A 17772-nucleotide genomic window follows, 5' to 3' on the forward strand; every position below is an offset into this window, starting at 1 on the left:
TATACGGGGGCATGCTTAAAAAATGGAACACATCTGTATGCGCTCCTCTGCCGGATTGATGTACTAAAATTATATATTTTTGTTTGGTCATGCACAATCAGCACAAATCAGGGTGGTCTTTATGAAGCGGGGAAAAATCCATAGCCGTCATTCGGGGATCACGTTCCTTTTCCTGTTCTGTCTGGTTGCGTCATCGGCCATGGCTCAAAACATCCGGATGGTGAAGGCCTTTACCGTAAGTGAGGGACTGGCAAGCAATCTGGTCTACTCCTGCATGGAAGATGATAAAGGCTTTTTATGGGTGGGTACCGATAACGGGGTTTGCCGTTTTGACGGAAAATATTTTAAGCGGTACGCATTACCGGAAGGCGTGCCGGACAATGACGTGCTGGAGGTGATCAAAGAAAACGACGGTACCATCTGGATCAACACCTTTAAACAGGGGCCCTGCTACTATGACGAAGCCAAAGACCGCTTTGTTGATCCCCTGGCCAATGTGCATATGCGCAAGGATTTTCTGAAGGTTGTATTATGGGGCAAACGGCTCGATGAGGGCGGCATCGTATTCTCCAATGCTGCCGGCGAGGTGGTGTTTAAAAATAAAAAGCTGGTTTCTTCAGCCGGCGGCGTTGCAAACCAGTTTTATGAAGGCAGGGAGCCTTATTGGATGTACACAGGAAAGCCGGATAAAGGAGGCGTAAAATATTATGCGTATCTGAAAAGCAGGAATCGTACGGACAGCTTGCTGTTGTTTGAAAAAGAAACAAAAACACCCTTGTACGAGATCTCCTTCTTTGTAAAGAACAAGCTCTACATCCTCCGGGGAACCGGTAAGATCTATATTGTACAAAAATCGAATAACGGCAACCCGTTCAGGGTGGTGGAAAAGCAAATTGACGAGAATCCCGTTCTGATCCGGAAAAATGGCAATGAGGTGAATGTCTCCACCGGCAAGGGGTCGATCTATGTTTTTGACTTTCTGACGGATACCTTTAAGGTAAAGATCTCCGGAAGCTTTTTTGCCAATTCGTCGTTCAAAGACCGGGAAGGGAACGTATGGGTGGCCACCATGGATAAGGGATTGCTGCTGTTTCACAAAAGTAGGCTCAATATACTCCGGCCCTTCGGCGACCCGCCCACCCGGAACAATTTCAGATCGGTCTTTGTAGATCCTGGCGGAACGCTTTACGGCGGAAATAATTATGGGGAAGTAGTGGAAAGGACCCCCGATAACCGGATCCGGTTTCACCGCATCACTCCAAAAGGCGGTGGCGGGCGGGTGCTGGGAATGCTCTCCTCTCAAAACAAGATCTTTGTATTGTCGGAGTCGGGTGTTCTTGTAGACTTTAAACGGCTGGTGCGGCTGGGAACATCAGAGATCATCCGGCAGCTGAAAAAAGGGATCGTTTACAACGACAGCATCCTGATCGCTTCGGGTGTGGATTCCAGGGGAGGATTGTATAAGATCAATACGATCACGGAAACGGCCACCCGTTTAAAAGTTCCCTGGGTACGGATCACCACACTTGCATCGCAGGGAAGATTTATATACCTGGGTACCACCGAAGGGTTGTTCCGGTATGATTATAACCTGAGCACTTTTTCAGAAACGGGCGTCAACACACCCCTGAAAGGATCGCGGATCGTGGCGGCGGTGGTGTCGCCGGACAGTCTGCTCTGGATCTCCACCATCAATAACGGCCTTTTTGTTTTAAAGGACAACCGGGTCATGTACCATGTTTCGGATCCCCGCTTTTTAAATTTTTCGGTGGTCAAGCTGCAGCATACCAACCGGCCGGGGTTCTTATGGGCCACTACCCGGAGGGGTGCCGCATATATACACTACAGCATCAACGATGGTAAATTCAGCTATACGATCACCAATTTAAACCATGAGGAAGGCGTCTCCAATAATGTGATCAGCGATATCTTTTACCGCAACGATTCCATTTACCTGGCGGCGGAAAGCGGCATTGCCATTGTTCCGGCCAACATGACCGTTCCCCGCTTTGATATAAGGACCTATCTTACGGATATAAAGGTAAATCAGCAGCGGTTCCCGGTAGCATCTTCTTACGACCTGTCCAGCAGTGAGCGAACGCTTACCCTTACATTTTCGGGGGTGAATATTTCCGGCTATCTGGATCATTTTATTTATTCATTGAATGAAGATTCCTCCAGCTCGGAGATCGTCGGAAACACACTGAACCTGCAGCTGGAACCGGGGTATCATGTGCTGAAGGTGAGGGCGGTGAACGTGAACGGACTGGTCAGCCAGCACGTATTGACACTCTATTTTAATATCCGGACCCCTTTTTACCAGAGCGCCTGGTTTATTGTGATCGTGGCTTCATTGGTTACCGGCATCTCCTTTCTGGGCCTGAACCGGTTAAAGATGTTGCGGCAAAAGAGAAAACAAGCCCAGAAGGCGAGGATTGACGAAGAACGGAACCGGATCACAGAAGACCTGCACGACGATATCGGTTCCACACTCAGCAGCCTGAAAGTGTACAGCGATGTGGCCGCCAGCCTGCTCGAAAAGGATGTTTCAAAAACAAAATACCTGATGGAACAGATCTCCGTCAACTCGTCGAAGATCCTGGAAGACATCGGGGATATCATCTGGAGTATGCGGGCCGATAAGCAGAACATGCTTTCGGTGGACAGCCGGATAAAGAATTTTGTCAGCGAAGTGCTGGGAAGCAGGGAGATCGATTACCAGATCCATATAGCACCTGAAATTAACGGGATCGTTCAGCACATTACGGCAAGAAAGAACGTGGTGCTCATCGTGAAAGAGGCGGTGAACAATATTGTAAAGTACAGCCGGGCCGGTTACGTCTCCATCGATATCTACAGGAAGGGCGATGCCCTGCGCATCGAGATCGTCGATAACGGGAAAGGCTTTCCGGAAGATGCAAAACCGACCGGGAACGGGCTGCGGAATATGAAAAAGCGGACGGAGGAACTGGGAGGTGTTTTCCAGATCGCCAGTTTTCCGCAAAAAGGAACCAAGATCAGCGCCATCATTCCTGTCACGAATATTAGTGACAAAAGCGTATTCTGAACTACTCTATCTTTGCTGGAGCATGCCAATCAGGGTTTTTATATATGATGACAATATCGCCAGGAGAGATAGTCTAAAGAACCTGATCCAACTGACCGATGACCTGGAATATGTTGGTGAGGCAGAAAATTGTAAAGATGCCGTTGCGGACATGGAGAACACGCTGCCCGATGTTGTATTGATGGACATCAATATGCCAGAGGTGAATGGGCTTGAAGGCTTAAAAACAATCAAAACTACGCGCCCGGGGATCAAAGTGCTGATGCAGACAGTCTTTGACGACAGTGAGAAAATTTTTACCAGTATCCGCAGTGGTGCCAGCGGATATGTGCTGAAAAATGACTCCTCTCAGAAATTGCTGCAGGCGATCCACGACGTTCATGATGGCGGAGCTGTTATGAACCCCGGAATTGCCCTGAAGGTGCTGGACTATTTTAAGCCACCGGCAGTCGCATCCTCCCTGAGCGAGCGGGAGGCGGAAGTGTTGCAGTTGCTCGCTGATGGACTGAGTTACAAAATGATTGCGGAAAAGCTGCAGATCACATTTAACACAGTCGGGACCTACACCAAAAGGATTTACGAAAAACTTCATGTTGCTTCACTGGGAGAAGCGATATCCTTTTATTACAAACATCTTAAATGAGAGTAACCGGTTAATGAAAAATACCTTTTTCTCAGCTAAAACATAAGGACCATTTCGAATGGTCTTTTTGTTTTGGGGCTTCCTGAAGATTCCGGGCACTGGCATTGCATATTTCAAATGCAGGGACCCATGCAGATGCTTAATTTCCCGGCCATTAAAAATATACTTTCTGCTGCATGTTTAAACATCCTTCCGCCTTTTGTAAAGCAGATCGTCTATTGGCGGCAAAAGGGACGGTTTTAGAGGAAAAAGCGCATTTGCGACCCTGAAGCCTTGCTGAAAATGCGTTTCCTGCTTTTATTCTTTGAGAACGCCCGTTCCGGGAAGCACGCGCCCCGGAAGGCGCCTCTTCAAACACCGGTTATTATTTCAGCTGGATCTTCCCAAACTCGCTCCTGATCGAGATCCGCCGCCCCGTTTTATTACCCGGCGCGGTATATCGGGTTTCGGTGAGCTTCCCGCCATCCTTGTCCGTCAGCTTCAGATCGCTGTTATTCGTTACCCTGCCAAAATTGGTAACAATGTCAACACTGGCATCAAAGGATGATGGGATGGAAATGGTCAGATCTGAGTACTTTGTATCAATTTTTACATTCCGGATTGCCGTGGTAAGCCCGATGAACGGCTTGGTGCAGAACTGGAAATTACCGTCGAAATTTCCGGAGAGCTTATCGATGTTAACCTGCGAAAATTTTATCAGCACCTTTGAATTTTCCAGCTGTGTGGCGATCAGTTTCCCAAAGTCGACCGCCAGATGTTCGGTATTGGTCAGGCTGCCTGTGGTCAGGTTGCCGTACGACTGTGAAAGCTCCGTATTGCCCGAACGATCCGGAATAAAAGTGCTTCCGAAGGAATTGGTTACCTTCAAAGCGGTTGCGGCCGGCAGATGCACCACGTAGTCGATCTGCATGGAGGAACTCTTGCTGCGGCGGCCCCCATTGTTCCTGGACCGGATCTTTGTTTCAAAAGAGATGGTTGTCCCTTCGTTCTCTTCGATGGTAATGGCGTCAAGAAGGGCAGAAGCAGCTTCGTCGCTGTTGGCCTTAACAGTGATGGTCACGTCCACCTTCACTTCGTTTTTGTTCCAGTTGGAGATATGTACGTTTCCAAAAGAATTTTTGATGGATACCCGGGAATGGTCTGTTAACGGGTAGGACCTGGAAAAGGTTTTTCTTTTCTCCGCACTCCAGTCATCATTGCTTGCCCGGGCACTGCTAACGGCCAGCAGCAGCAGGAACAGGCTAAATATTTTTATATGTCGATTCATTTTTTTGTTGTTTAAGTTTCTTGGTGATCTCCAGTTGCTTGTTCAGGAGCTCGGTTTGCAGCTTCAGGTTCTCGATCATTGCGGTTAAAAGCTGCTCGCTGTTCCATCCCTCGTCGTATTTATGTTTTAAGGCAGCGTACGAATGGTCGAGGGTGGTGAGATCATCCGAAAATTGCTCAAACAATTCGGGATAATTGTTTTTTAGCGTTGCAATTTCCTTTTGTTTGATCTCGATCAGGCGGGTATAATGATACAATTCTTCTTTTACGGCGCTTCCCGTTTGCAGGTCTCCGGCAAGCAGGTCTTCTTTTTTCGGACTGTTGCTGCCGGCCGGGAGGCGGTGCGTGTCATCATAGGCCAGATCCGGGCCGCTGGCTGCATGGTCATTGCTGTCGGTATGGCCATCGACAGGCGACCTTCCGGAGTCCGGTGTCTGAACAGCAACGTCCGGACCCGAAGGCACAGGAGTTGCAGATTTCCAGTAGGGCCTGCTCAAAACCCCGGCTGTGATCAGGATCATAGCGGCGGCGGCCCATTTCCACCAGTTGATCTTAACCACTTTAGAAGCGGTCCGGTCTGGCTGGGGAACAGATTCCTGCATTTTTTTTTCCAGACGCTTCCAGAGGGCCGCAGAGGGCTCCTGGTCGTCAAAGGCGGCCTTGTTCTTTTTTATGAAATCCTCTAATCGGTTACTCATGATCGCTCGAATTTAATATGTCCAGCACTTTTTTCCTGGCCCGGTGATAAATGGTCCTGACATTGGTATGCGAAATATTCAGGAGCGAAGCAATTTCATCCTGCTTCAGCTCGTCGATAACAAACAAATTAAAGATGACCCGGTAGTTTTCGGGCAGGGCCCCGATGGCCGCTTTTACCCGCTGCACGTCAAATGCAAACTGATCTTCATTGATTTCGCCCGGTTCGTCCATCGCAACACCCGAAAGATCCATATCCGACCAGGCGATCTTCCGTTTCCGGAGCAGGCTGATGGATTTATTGATCACAATTCTGCGCAACCAGGCCTCAAATGAGCTCTTATAGGTAAAGGATTCCAGGTTGTTGAATGCATCAATAAATGCTTCCTGCACCATGTCTTCCGCATCAGCAATATTGTTCAGAATGCGCATACTGCTGTTCAGCATGGGTTTGGCATACCGTTCATAGATGCTGAAATAGGCATTATTGTCTCCCTTCTTGCAAAGTTCAACCTGCTCATCTCTCGCTATTTCTACGGTTTGGTCCAACGAAGTAATTTACCCTTTATTTAATAATAGCGAAAAGTTTTAAAATGTTACACGTTGGCGGACTGTTTTTTTAAAATAGCGGCCCGGGACATCCGCAACCCCGGTATTTTTAATAAGCTGTTTCCATTTTGCCGGACCGGTGCACTCCTAAAAGTAGGAAGGGTATTAAAACCTGATCTATCTTTGTTCCGTATGACCAAAAGAACGAACCAATTATTGCTGAAGTATGTAAACCAGGTCTGGAATAGTATTGTGAATGTTGGAATCCTGCCCGCAATGCCTTTTGTAGAGTCCAGGCGGACCAAGTTGCTGAATCTGTTGGCGCTACCCTGTATCCCGTTCATGCTCTTTTACACCGTGGTCAATTTTGTACAGGGGCGCTATGTGCTGTCCGGGCTGAATCTGATCAGTACCGCGTCTGCGCTGATGGTGCTGGTTATGCACCGGTGGCGTATGTACCTGGGCGCCCGGCTGATCCTCATTGGGGTGAACCTGCTGATCTATACCTTTACGGGCCTGTATTTCCATAACGGGGCGCAATATTTCTTGCTCAATATCCTTATTATAGCCATATTGGTATATACAGATCGCCGGGTGGTGACTGTACTGAGCCTGGTGATCATTGCCGCTTATTTGTTGATCGTCTTTTTCCCCCAGCCAGCTGTTTTCGGGCCTCCCGTTCCGGATGAGCGCGTTTGGGGCAACGTGGCCACGGCCTTGCTTTTTGTGATCCTCGCCCTGCTCTTTTTTAAATCCATCCAGGCCGACTATCAACGTGAAATTGAAGGGCAGCGACAGGCCTTAACGGTCATGAACCGGGATAAGGAACGGCTGTTTTCGGTAGTGGCGCATGATATCAGCAGTCCCATCGCCACCCTGGATGCGCTGCTGGAGCAGTTCCGGGATGGATTGCTCAGCCGCGATGAAATGGAAGCAGCTACCGCAGTGCTGCACGACCGGGTTTCGCAGCTGAGGAGCACGCTGGATAACCTGCTGCGCTGGAGCGCCCGCGGGATGCAGGGCATTCAGATGGCACCCGCCAATTTCCGTTTATTGCCGCTGCTGGCGGAAGTAGAGCGTTTCTTTGAACCGGTGGTACAGCAAAAGAAGATCCGGGTAAACACCGGGGTTTCCCCGGAAATTGCTTTATATGCCGACCGGGACCAGGTTTCTGTGGTGCTGCGCAACCTGTTTAGCAATGCGGTTAAATTCAGCTTTTCAGGCGGGCAGATAGCGATCACCGCCGAAGAGCAGGAAGACCAGGTGATCATTGTGATGACCGATCAGGGCATGGGTATGGATGGGGAACGGCTGAAGAAAATGTTCAGTGGGCCGCAGGATCCGGCTTATGGCACCGTGGGAGAGCGGGGATCGGGAGTGGGGTTATTGCTTTGCAATGAGTTCGTTCACCAGAATAAAGGTCTGATCGATGTGGAAAGTGCCCCGGGCAAAGGCACCCGTTTTACGGTGTGGCTGCCCAAAGGAACACTGCCGGTAAATACAGTATAAAGGAAACCTGGCTGCTTAAAGATAATACCAGGGATTCCGTTTTGAAGAGTGAATATAGTTTTTCACATTCTTAAAAAAAGCCAGGATCATGTAAACAAGAATGGGCGAGCCCATGGTTAATACGGAGGTGTAAATGAAGTACTGGCGGATCCTGCTGGGCGAAATGTTGAGCCTGTTTCCGATGGAAGAACAAACACCAAAGGCATTCCACTCTACAAAGCTTTTAAGACGGTTCATAGATGAGTATCACAAATTACGCCCGTAAAATTATTTATTATTCGCGGAACCGACAAGTATAATGTTTTAAGTATTGAAATTCAATTATTTTTGATCCTGGAATACCTGATTCTGACTTAAATAGAGAAACCATGACAAAATTGTTGCTGCTGCTGATGATGTTCACCGGGGTGGGTTTAGGGGCCTTTTCGCAAAAAGCCACCATCGCCGTAAATATTAAAAATGCCGGGGCGAAAGAGATCGGTTTTTTAAACAACGATTATACCCGTGCCTCCGTGTTGTTTAAGGAACGGTATGTTGCCCGGCCGCTGAATAACGGTAGGGCAACACAAAGTTTTGACCTGGCCCGGCCGATTTTTGTGACCCTGTACTATGAAGACAACACGACAAAGAAAGCGTTCCGGTACAACTTTTATTTATCACCCGGGGATCAGCTCCTGTTTGCTGCAGATGCAGACAGCCCTGGAAATGCCATAAAGGTAACGGGCAGGGGAAGCGAGAACAACCAGCCGGCGATCAGGGAATTTAACACCCTCATTGATCTTACCGCTTTTAAAAAAGATTCACTGCCGGATAACAGCTTCCACCGCATCCTGGAGCAGAATGATAAAAACCGGGAAGTGCTGGATGCATATATAAAAAAATACCGGCCTTCAAAAGCCTTTGTAAACGCTTTTAAATTACAGACCCGCTATTTTCCGGTATGGGTCTATATTCAATTTAAAGGCAATCAAAAATATAACATACGGAATGCCTTTGCGCGGAATAGGAAGCGGTGGCAGGAAGTTGAAGACTCCCTTTTGAGCAAGAATCCCATCAGTGAGGAAACACTGCGTATTCCCCAGATGGCGTACTTCCTTCCTGTGTATGTAACAAGAATAAAGGAAGCTTTATGGGAAGCGTCGTCTGCAGATCCGGTGCCGTTTTTTAAAGAGTGGTATGGCACCAATGTGGTGGCAGGGCGTAAGATCTTTATGGGCGATATGGAAAATGATCTGCGCGAGCGCATCATCAACCGTTATTTTTCCGGCAAAACGGAAGAGTTTTTGTACGCTACGCTCTTTAAATCGACTATGGACGAAAAACAGGAGCATGTGCCGGAGATCTTTGAACGGTTCGAAAAGAAATATCCCCGCAGCCCTTACCTGCCCTATATCCGGCCTTTTGTAGAAAAAGTGATGGCGCAGGAGCGGCAGCCCCTCACCCCGGAAATGGTGCTGATCGCAGACCCGGACTCCCTGAAAACATGGGCGGATGTGCTCAGGATCGTAAAAGGAAAAACCGTATTGCTCGATATGTGGGGTACCTGGTGCGGTCCCTGCCGCAGGGAAATTCAAAACAATGCAGCGGCCATAAAGGACCATTTCCGGGGCAGGGGAGTGGAATACCTGTACATTGCAAATTTTGATCTGGCAAACGTGGAAAAATGGAAAAAGCTCATTCCGTATTATCACTTAACCGGTACGCACATACTGGCCGGCCAGGCCCTTACCGCCGACATTATGGAAAAGGTAGGGGGCACGGGGTACCCCACCTATGTGATCATAAAAAAAGACGGAAGCTACGAGCTTTCCAGGGCCGGTTACCCCATGGAAAGACAGGCCCTGATCAGGCAGCTGGAAGATGCAATGAACGGAACCGGCCGTTGAAAATGGGCCTGTACCGGTTCATGATCCGCAGAAACGGAAGGCTGCCCAAACAGGCCGTGAAGATACTTTTTGCTGCCGGGCGCCCTGATCCGGGGCCCCGCGAATCAGAGGATGTTATACCCCCGGCGGAAATATGTCCGGCAAAACCGTCAAAAATTTTGTAAATTCGCGGCAATTCATTCACATCCAACAAAATAATTTTCTATGGCATTTGATATTGACCTGATAAAGAAGGTTTACGCCGAATTTGAGGGAAAGGTAGCTGAGGCGCGTAAGCTGGTGAACAAGCCTTTGACCTTTACCGAAAAAGTACTTTATGCACACCTGACCAATCCTGCTCAAAAAGCTTACCAGCGGGGTGTTGATTATGTAGATTTTGCCCCGGACAGGGTTGCCATGCAGGATGCCACTGCACAAATGGCATTGCTGCAGTTCATGCAGGCAGGGCGCGATAAGGTAGCCGTGCCTTCTACGGTGCATTGCGACCACCTGATCATGGCGCAGACCGGTGCTGCCCAGGATCTGGCCATCGCCCGGAAAGACAGCAGCGAAGTATTTGATTTCCTGGCATCGGTTTCCAATAAGTACGGGATCGGGTTCTGGAAACCCGGCGCCGGTATCATCCACCAGGTAGTGCTGGAAAATTATGCATTTCCCGGCGGTATGATGATCGGAACGGACAGCCATACGGTAAATGCCGGAGGATTGGGAATGATCGCGATCGGTGTGGGCGGTGCAGATGCCTGCGATGTTATGTCGGGCCTGCCCTGGGAATTGAAAATGCCCAAACTGATCGGTATAAAGCTTACCGGAAAGCTGAACGGATGGGCCGCGCCGAAGGATGTGATCCTGAAAGTTGCGGGGATCCTGACCGTAAAAGGCGGTACCGGTTGTATTGTAGAGTATTTTGGAGAAGGAGCACAATCGTTAAGCTGTACCGGTAAGGGTACCATCTGTAACATGGGTGCGGAGATCGGGGCAACGACCTCTACCTTCGCTTATGACGACAGTATGAGCCGTTATCTGAAAGCAACCGGGCGGGAGGATGTGGCCGCGGCGGCGGATGCCATCAGTGCGCAGCTGACCGCAGATCCGGAAGTGTATGCCAACCCGGAACAATATTTTGACCAGGTGATCGAGATCAACCTCGATGAGCTGGAACCACACCTGAACGGACCGTTTACCCCGGACCTGGCCACCCCCGTTTCAAAAATGAAAGAGGCGGCTGCGGCAAACGAATGGCCCACAAAAGTAGAAGTGGGGCTGATCGGAAGCTGTACCAACTCTTCTTATGAAGATATCAGCCGGGCCGTTTCACTGGCAAAACAGGTGCGCGAAAAAGGATTAAAGACAAAAGCAGAATTTACCATTACCCCCGGTTCAGAACAGGTGCGATACACCATCGAGCGGGATGGGTTCCTGGATACTTTTGCCAGCATTGGTGCTACGGTATTTGCCAACGCCTGCGGGCCCTGTATCGGGATGTGGAACCGTGTTGGCGCAGACAAACAGGAAAAGAATACCATTGTGCATTCCTTTAACAGGAACTTTGCCAAACGCGCAGACGGAAACCCCAATACCTATGCATTTGTAGCATCGCCCGAGCTGGTGACCGCATTGGCCATTGCCGGCGATCTTACTTTTAATCCCCTTACAGATACCCTGGTCAATGAAAAAGGAGAAACGGTAAAACTGGACCCCCCAAGTGGCGAGGAGCTGCCTGCCAAAGGTTTTTCTGTAGATGACCCGGGTTACCAGGCACCGGCCGCAGACGGCTCCGGTGTGCAGGTACAGGTAAGTCCCGACAGCAAACGCCTCCAGCTGCTGGAACCGTTTCCTGCATGGGAAGGCATTGATCTGAAAGGGCTGAAGCTGCTGATCAAGGCAAAAGGTAAATGTACCACGGATCACATCTCCATGGCTGGCCCCTGGTTGAAATTCCGTGGTCACCTGGATAATATTTCCAACAACCTGTTAATAGGTGCGGTAAACTTTTTTAACGATAAAACCGATAATGTAAAGAACCAGTTAACCGGTGAATATGGTCCGGTACCGGTTACACAACGGGCTTACAAGGCGGCGGGGATCGGTACCCTGATCGTGGGTGATGAGAACTACGGCGAGGGCAGCAGCCGGGAGCATGCAGCTATGGAGCCGCGCCATCTGGGCGCCCGTGCCGTGCTCGTGAAATCCTTTGCAAGGATCCACGAAACCAACCTGAAAAAACAGGGAATGCTGGCGTTGACCTTTGCCGATAAGGATGACTACGAAAAGATCCAGGAAGATGATACAATAGACATCATCGGGCTTACAGGATTTGCGCCCAATACCCCGTTAACGCTGGTATTGCATCATAAGGACGGCAGTACGGACTCCATTACCGTGAACCATTCCTATAATGCGCAGCAGATCGAATGGTTTAAGGCCGGTGCAGCGCTGAATATCATCAGGAGAGAATTTGCTGCGAAACAAGCATAATATTCGAATCTTTTTAATGGCGATAAAAAAGCGGCCCACGGGGCCGCTTTTTTCATTGCAATAAAGTAAGAAAAACCGGGTATTTCCTGTTTGGACTGTTTTTCTGATCGTCTTTTTAGCTTGCAAAAAGACAATGGCGGCAAGGAAATTAATTAGCCCTCAAAGGAATCTTTAGGATGGAGTATATCGAAGTTGTTTAACTTTTAATTTTTGCGAGAATCTGGTGACAAAAGCAAGCCAATGCAATCCCATCTCTGTTCCGTTTATTAAAATGATAATACACCGTTTGCCAACAAGGTACATCAACGCCAAAATATTTCTTTATGCTTAGCTCCCGCCATCGGCAGCCGGTCTTCATCCGCTTTAAAATTACTTGAAACACTTTTACTAAATCCAATCTCGTCTTAAAGCCTCGTTTCCCTTTGCTTAAATGTGGTAAAATCCTGTGTTCTGCCGTACTTTCGTCTGCGAGCCCCAGAATGATTCGTTTTTATTTCCAAAACAAAAATCCTTAATTCCCGGGCCTTTTTTATTCCTGAATAGTAATGTTTTGGCTAAGTCACTACCTCGGATCTTGCCTCCAAACTCTTATGCTGTATACAGCATGGTGGCTATGCTAACTATGGAGGTCCCGTTTTTAAACGGCCGGTTCCCACGCATACAAAAAAGCCCCCGCCATAGCAGGGGCCTGGAACAGGATGGGCTTGTTCCTTATTGTAAATTTTCGTACACGTAAATCGGATCTACCGGGCTGTTATCCGGGGTAATGGTGTGCAGGGAGTGCAGCTGTCCGTCTGCCAGTCCGTAAACCCAACCATGCAGTATGGGCGCCTGCCGTTCCTGCCAGGCTTTTTGAATGATGGAGGTCTTTGCCAGCTTTTCCACCTGTTCTTTTACGTTCAGCTCCACGAGCCGGTTTGCACGGGCTGTTTCATCCGCAATGGTGTTCAGTTCCTCTTTGTGCTTATAGTACACGTCCTTGATCACCCGCAACCACATATTCAGCACCTGGTGAAAGTCGCCGCTGCTCATTGCGGCTTTTACACCGCCGCATCCATAGTGCCCGCATACAATTACGTGCTTTACTTTCAGATGCGCCACCGCATATTCCAGCACACTGATCAGATTGATATCCGTATGCACGACCAGGTTGGCAATATTGCGGTGTACAAATATTTCACCGGAAGTGGTACCGGTTACTTCGTTGGCCGGCACCCGGCTGTCGCTGCATCCGATCCATAAAAATTCCGGGTTTTGGGTTTCGGCCAGGCTGTCAAAAAAATGAGGATCTTTATTCAGTTTTTCGGCGGCCCACTCTTTATTGTTCTGTAATAACTTTTCGTATGATTGCATAATTATATGATCTGTTGAATAGATGATTTAAATAAAATTATCGGGAATGCGGTGCTAAGTTAACCAATTCCGGCAAAGGTTCCTGCACGGGTTTCCGTTTGCTGCTTGTGATCACTTTTGTGTAAGTTCTTCTAAGGTGCCCATCCTTGTTATCGTTTGCCAGTATTTTATAAGAAAAACCATGGTCGATAAACCCGCTGGTTTCCAGCTGTACGTCAATATTCTTCAGGGGCGCATGAATGATGAAGTCCTCAATTACTTCCACAATGTCGCGGTCAATATAGTCTGCGCGCATCGCATCAATGATCACCTGGGCGCCATCCGGTACTTTTTCCAGGTTCTGTTTGATAATGGCTTTGTTCAGAAAGGAAACGTCTTTGCGGAGACGGAAAAGATATTTGGTATCATCCTTCACCACAAACACCGCCTTGCGGAAATTTGACCGGAATGCAAAGAACAGTCCTACGCCGATCCCTACGATCACCCCTTTGAGCAGGTCCGTAGCAAGGATGGCCCCAATGGTAATTACAAAGGGCAGGAACTGATCCCAGCCTTTTTTATAGTAGAGTTTAAAAAGCGCCGGTTTTGCCAGCTTATACCCGGTAAATATCAAAATAGCCGCCAGGGCCGTCTTGGGGATCATGTTTAACACGAAAGGGATGAACGCTACGGAGCCCAGCAGCAGCGTGCCATGTAAGATCGTTGATGTTTTGCTTCTGGCGCCCGCGTTCACGTTGGCAGAGGAGCGCACAATGACGCTGGTTACCGGAATGCCCCCGATCAACCCGGAAACAATATTGCCTACACCCTGTGCTTTCAGCTCGCGGTTGGTAGGACTGGCGCGTTGATAAGGGTCCATATCATCAATGGCTTCAAGGCTTAACAGGCTTTCCAGGCTGGCAACCAACGCAACGGTCACCGCCAGTATCCATATCTGCGTATTCCCCAGCACGCTCCAGTCGGGCGTTGTAAAAAAGGACACAAACTCTTTTGCCGATCCGGCGCTGGGAATGTTTACAAGATAGCTTTCTGACAAGGCGGGGAATAAGCCGGTGCCTGCAAACAGAGCGTTGCATCCTACGCCGATGAAAACGACGAGCAGTGGCGCAGGGATCAGCCTGATGAACCCTTTCCTGCCTGCAACGATCTTTTCCCAAACAAAGTGAAAGGCGAGGCAGATGCCTCCGATCAGCAATGCTGCGGGGGTTATATGGGCAAAGGCTTTAAAAAAGTTGACGAAAATATTTCCGGAAGTGGCAATGGATTCCTCATCATTAGCGGGCAATGCAGACCGGTCGCCCAGCAGCTGAGGCACCTGGTTGATGATCAGGATCAGGCCGATGGCCGCGAGCATGCCCTTGATAACGCTGTTGGGGATATAATCGCCGATAATGCCGGCCTTTGCAAAACCAAGGATCACCTGTATGATGCCGGCCAAAACCACCACTACAAGAAAGGCTTCAAAAGACTGAAGACTGATGATGGCCGAAGCTACAATGGCCGTAAGCCCTGCCGCGGGCCCGCTTACGCTGAGCTGTGAACCGCTCAGCATGCCTACAATGATGCCGCCGCAAACGCCGGCAATGATCCCGCTGAACAGCGGCGCATTGGAGGCCAGGGCCACGCCCAGGCACAATGGCAGCGCTACCAGGAATACCACTATGGATGAAGGAATATCACCGGCAAGGCTGGAAAATATATTTTTTGTTTTTGAATTCGTATGCATAAAGTTATCATTGATGAAATGATCACCGGTACTGCTGCCTGTCCGGGCAACAGCGATGAAAAAAGATGTAGGGAACCTGCCGTAGTCAGTACATGACCGCAGCAAAGATCACGCGCAGCAAAAATGCCGGCGTCTGAAAACTTAAAGCTGTACGTTGGGAGGGGGTGCGTGTAGTTCCGCATGAAAGGCAATATACGTGCCTTCGTGTGCGTGCAGGTAGGCAATACCTTCCCGGAATGGCGCTAAGGAAAAATCGTAGGCACCGTGGTGCAGGTATTCTTCCGTAATGGTAAGGGTAGGGTTGGCAGGTACTTTTTCTTCGGTAGCTCCGGCCAATGGATTGTTTTGATTTTTTTCCTTCGTCTCGGATTGTTCGGTCTGGTGGAGTTTGGCTTCATATACAAATGGAAGGCTTACTGTAAGCCACAATAATGCAATACCCAGCATCACTGCCAGGCTTTTGGATATTGTCCTGTTGTATAATAAACCAGATACCACGCAGCACGAAAATAGCAGATTGTTTTTTTTCAAACAAAAAAACTGAAGAATATTACAATTCTTTAACGAAGCATACGCCGTAGCAGGCTGAAGGGCAGGAACATAGAAGACAATCGAAAAAAGCGCTCCCGGCTACGACGGTAACCGGAAACGCTATTACAGGAAGACCGGCGGTAATGGCCGGCACTACTGGTCAGCTATCTTTTTGGAGTACTCGCCCTTCAGCGCATACCAGCCAAAGATCATCAGACCTATGGCAATGGGCAAAAAGATGGTAATGATGATGATCCAGATCACCGGGTTGTTGATGTCCTTTTTTCCATCCGGATCGATATTGTGCACGGCACCTGCAAATAAGAAATAGGTGATCACCGGACCCAGCAATAACCAAAGGATGCCTAATGCTTTTTTTATTGTATTCATTTTCTTTTATTTTTAAAAGCCAGGATAGGATTAATCACTTACGTCTTTATCGATCTTATTGGACAGATAAACCACACCGATGACAAAGCTCAATGCGGCAATGCCGATCGGGTACCAGAGTCCCACCAGGGGGTCTGCCGTAAACGTCGTTTGCAGGAGCACTCCGATAAAAGGAACAAGCCCGCCAAAGACACCGTTGCCGATATGATAAGGCAGCGACATGGACGTGTAGCGGATATGAACCGGGAACAGTTCAACAAGGAAGGCCGCAATAGGCCCATAGACCATGGTTACATAAAGGATCAGGAGAAAAATAAGCCCGACAAATTTCCAGTAAACGGATTGTGGCAACACCTTGTCCCTGATGACCGGCTTTCCTTCCAAAACGGCGCCGGTAGCCGCGTTCAGGGTATCTGTTTGCACTTTTGTATATGCGGCCCCGTTGGACAGTTCAATATGGGTAGCGGTCAGCAGCAGCGAGTCGTTGCTGTTGGCCAGCGGCTTTGTCTCTTTTTTGACCTGGCTGTTGCTGATCTCCGTGTTCCATTGATCGGTACCGGCATCTACAAGCAGGGTATTGAAGATCGGGCGGTAAGTGAGGATACCCAGCAGCATACCGGCCATCATGATCCATTTGCGGCCGATGCGGTCGCTCAGCCAGCCAAAAACAATAAAGAAAGGGGTGGCCAGCACAATGGCCCATAGCAGGATCGAGCGGCTCTCATCAAAATGAAGCGCCACTTTGGTCTCTAAAAAACTTTGCGCGTAGAACTGGCCGGTGTACCAGATCACGCCCTGTCCCATAGCGGCGCCAAACAGTGCCAGCAGCACCATTTTGAAATTGCCCCTGTTCCGGAAGCTCTCCTTCAGCGGGTTCTTGGCTACCTTGCCTTCACTTTTTAACTGGGCAAACAACGGGGATTCCTGCATCTTTAACCGGATGTAGACGGACACTACGACCAGCACGATGGAGAACCAGAAAGGATAGCGCCATCCGCCCCATTCAGTATTGAACCGCTGGTCGCTCATATTCATCTTTACCAGCATGATCACACCCAGTGCAAGAAACAGTCCCAGGGTAGCGGTGGTTTGGATCCAGCTGGTATAGAAGCCTCTTTTACCGGGGGGGGCATGTTCCGCCACATAAGTAGCGGCTCCGCCATATTCGCCTCCCAAAGCCAGGCCCTGTAATAAACGCAGGAGCAGGACGATCAGCGGTGCGGCAATACCGATTGTCTGGTACCCGGGCACAAGTCCGATCAGGAACGTGGAACCGCCCATTAAAATAAGGGTAAGCAAAAAAGTTGATTTTCTTCCAAGCAGGTCACCCAGTCGTCCGAAAAATAAAGCGCCAAAAGGCCGCACAATAAAACCCGCGGCGAAAATAGCCAGCGTACTCAGCAAAGCAGCGGTGCTGTTGCCTTCCGGAAAGAATTCAGTAGAAATGGTCTTAGCCAGCATCCCGAAAATGTAGAAGTCGTACCACTCGATCATGGTGCCCAATGACGAAGCGCCAATGACTTTACGAAGCACGCCTGCTTCACTTACTTGTTTCATGTAATTTTGTTTTGTGCAATAAAATAAATACAATCGTTCGGTAACGTGAACGTTAACGGGCATCAAGATAATATTTCTTTCAATAAAATATTAATAAATTTGAATAATTTTTATTGCCTAT

General features: G+C 49.0%; 15 protein-coding genes. 5 read left to right on the forward strand and 10 right to left on the reverse strand.

Annotated elements, in window-relative coordinates; all coding sequences use genetic code 11:
• The first annotated feature begins 121 nt into the window (after positions 1–121).
• Complete coding sequence (locus B160_RS0110515) at positions 122–3067, forward strand: sensor histidine kinase (protein WP_018627869.1); 2946 nt, start codon at positions 122–124, stop codon at positions 3065–3067.
• A gap of 22 nt (positions 3068–3089) precedes the next feature.
• Entirely contained in the window at positions 3090–3710 is a 621-nt protein-coding gene (locus tag B160_RS0110520) for a response regulator (RefSeq protein WP_018627870.1), read from the forward strand.
• Positions 3711–4074: 364 nt separating this feature from the next.
• On the opposite strand, the gene B160_RS30580 is transcribed toward B160_RS0110520, so the two are convergent.
• Genes B160_RS30580 through B160_RS0110540 form a run of 3 tightly spaced genes read right to left on the reverse strand, consistent with a single transcriptional unit; the run spans position 4075 to position 6221 of the window.
• Positions 4075–4977, reverse strand: coding sequence for a DUF4097 family beta strand repeat-containing protein (locus tag B160_RS30580; RefSeq protein ID WP_018627872.1), 903 nt, complete (start codon positions 4975–4977; stop codon positions 4075–4077).
• Positions 4952–5674, reverse strand: a complete 723-nt coding sequence (locus tag B160_RS30585; RefSeq protein WP_018627873.1) for a hypothetical protein — start codon at positions 5672–5674, stop codon at positions 4952–4954. The genes B160_RS30580 and B160_RS30585 overlap by 26 nt, the downstream gene beginning before the upstream one ends.
• The gene (locus tag B160_RS0110540; RefSeq protein ID WP_018627874.1) at positions 5667–6221 is read right to left on the reverse strand and encodes an RNA polymerase sigma factor; all 555 of its coding nucleotides are present in this window, start codon (positions 6219–6221) and stop codon (positions 5667–5669) included. Before B160_RS0110540 ends, B160_RS30585 begins: the two co-directional genes overlap by 8 nt.
• A 192-nt stretch (positions 6222–6413) precedes the next feature.
• Between B160_RS0110540 and B160_RS0110545 the strand changes: the two genes are divergently transcribed.
• Positions 6414–7730: a sensor histidine kinase gene (locus tag B160_RS0110545; RefSeq protein WP_157558002.1), complete on the forward strand. Its 1317-nt coding sequence runs from the start codon at positions 6414–6416 to the stop codon at positions 7728–7730.
• A 15-nt stretch (positions 7731–7745) separates the two neighbouring features.
• Here B160_RS0110545 and B160_RS0110550 read toward each other — a convergent pair whose 3' ends face one another.
• Positions 7746–7967 carry a PspC domain-containing protein gene (locus tag B160_RS0110550; RefSeq protein ID WP_018627876.1) on the reverse strand — a complete coding sequence of 74 codons (222 nt, stop codon included), beginning with the start codon at positions 7965–7967 and terminating at the stop codon, positions 7746–7748.
• 131 nt (positions 7968–8098) lie between these two features.
• Between B160_RS0110550 and B160_RS0110555 the strand changes: the two genes are divergently transcribed.
• Both B160_RS0110555 and B160_RS0110565 read left to right on the forward strand, forming a co-directional pair.
• The gene (locus B160_RS0110555; RefSeq protein WP_018627877.1) at positions 8099–9616 is read left to right on the forward strand and encodes a TlpA family protein disulfide reductase; all 1518 of its coding nucleotides are present in this window, start codon (positions 8099–8101) and stop codon (positions 9614–9616) included.
• Between the two features lie 204 nt (positions 9617–9820).
• A complete protein-coding gene (locus B160_RS0110565; RefSeq protein ID WP_018627879.1) occupies positions 9821–12094 on the forward strand; it encodes an aconitate hydratase in 2274 nt (757 codons plus the stop codon).
• A 196-nt stretch (positions 12095–12290) separates the two neighbouring features.
• Here the strand turns inward: B160_RS0110565 and B160_RS32540 are convergent, their stop codons facing one another.
• The 6 genes from B160_RS32540 to B160_RS0110590 form a co-directional block, all read right to left on the reverse strand.
• Positions 12291–12578, reverse strand: a complete 288-nt coding sequence (locus B160_RS32540) for a transposase (protein WP_083927690.1) — start codon at positions 12576–12578, stop codon at positions 12291–12293.
• A 227-nt stretch (positions 12579–12805) separates the two neighbouring features.
• The gene (locus B160_RS0110570; protein WP_018627880.1) at positions 12806–13447 is read right to left on the reverse strand and encodes a carbonic anhydrase; all 642 of its coding nucleotides are present in this window, start codon (positions 13445–13447) and stop codon (positions 12806–12808) included.
• A 37-nt stretch (positions 13448–13484) separates the two neighbouring features.
• The gene (locus tag B160_RS0110575; RefSeq protein ID WP_157558003.1) at positions 13485–15173 is read right to left on the reverse strand and encodes a SulP family inorganic anion transporter; all 1689 of its coding nucleotides are present in this window, start codon (positions 15171–15173) and stop codon (positions 13485–13487) included.
• Positions 15174–15314: 141 nt separating this feature from the next.
• The gene (locus tag B160_RS0110580) at positions 15315–15704 is read right to left on the reverse strand and encodes a hypothetical protein (RefSeq protein ID WP_018627882.1); all 390 of its coding nucleotides are present in this window, start codon (positions 15702–15704) and stop codon (positions 15315–15317) included.
• 153 nt (positions 15705–15857) lie between these two features.
• Complete coding sequence (locus B160_RS0110585; protein ID WP_018627883.1) at positions 15858–16094, reverse strand: DUF6814 family protein; 237 nt, start codon at positions 16092–16094, stop codon at positions 15858–15860.
• 30 nt (positions 16095–16124) lie between these two features.
• Positions 16125–17651, reverse strand: a complete 1527-nt coding sequence (locus B160_RS0110590) for an MFS transporter (RefSeq protein ID WP_026309685.1) — start codon at positions 17649–17651, stop codon at positions 16125–16127.
• Positions 17652–17772 lie beyond the last annotated feature (121 nt).

It is taken from the genome of Niabella aurantiaca DSM 17617, from assembly GCF_000374125.1.
Lineage (GTDB): Bacteria > Bacteroidota > Bacteroidia > Chitinophagales > Chitinophagaceae > Niabella > Niabella aurantiaca.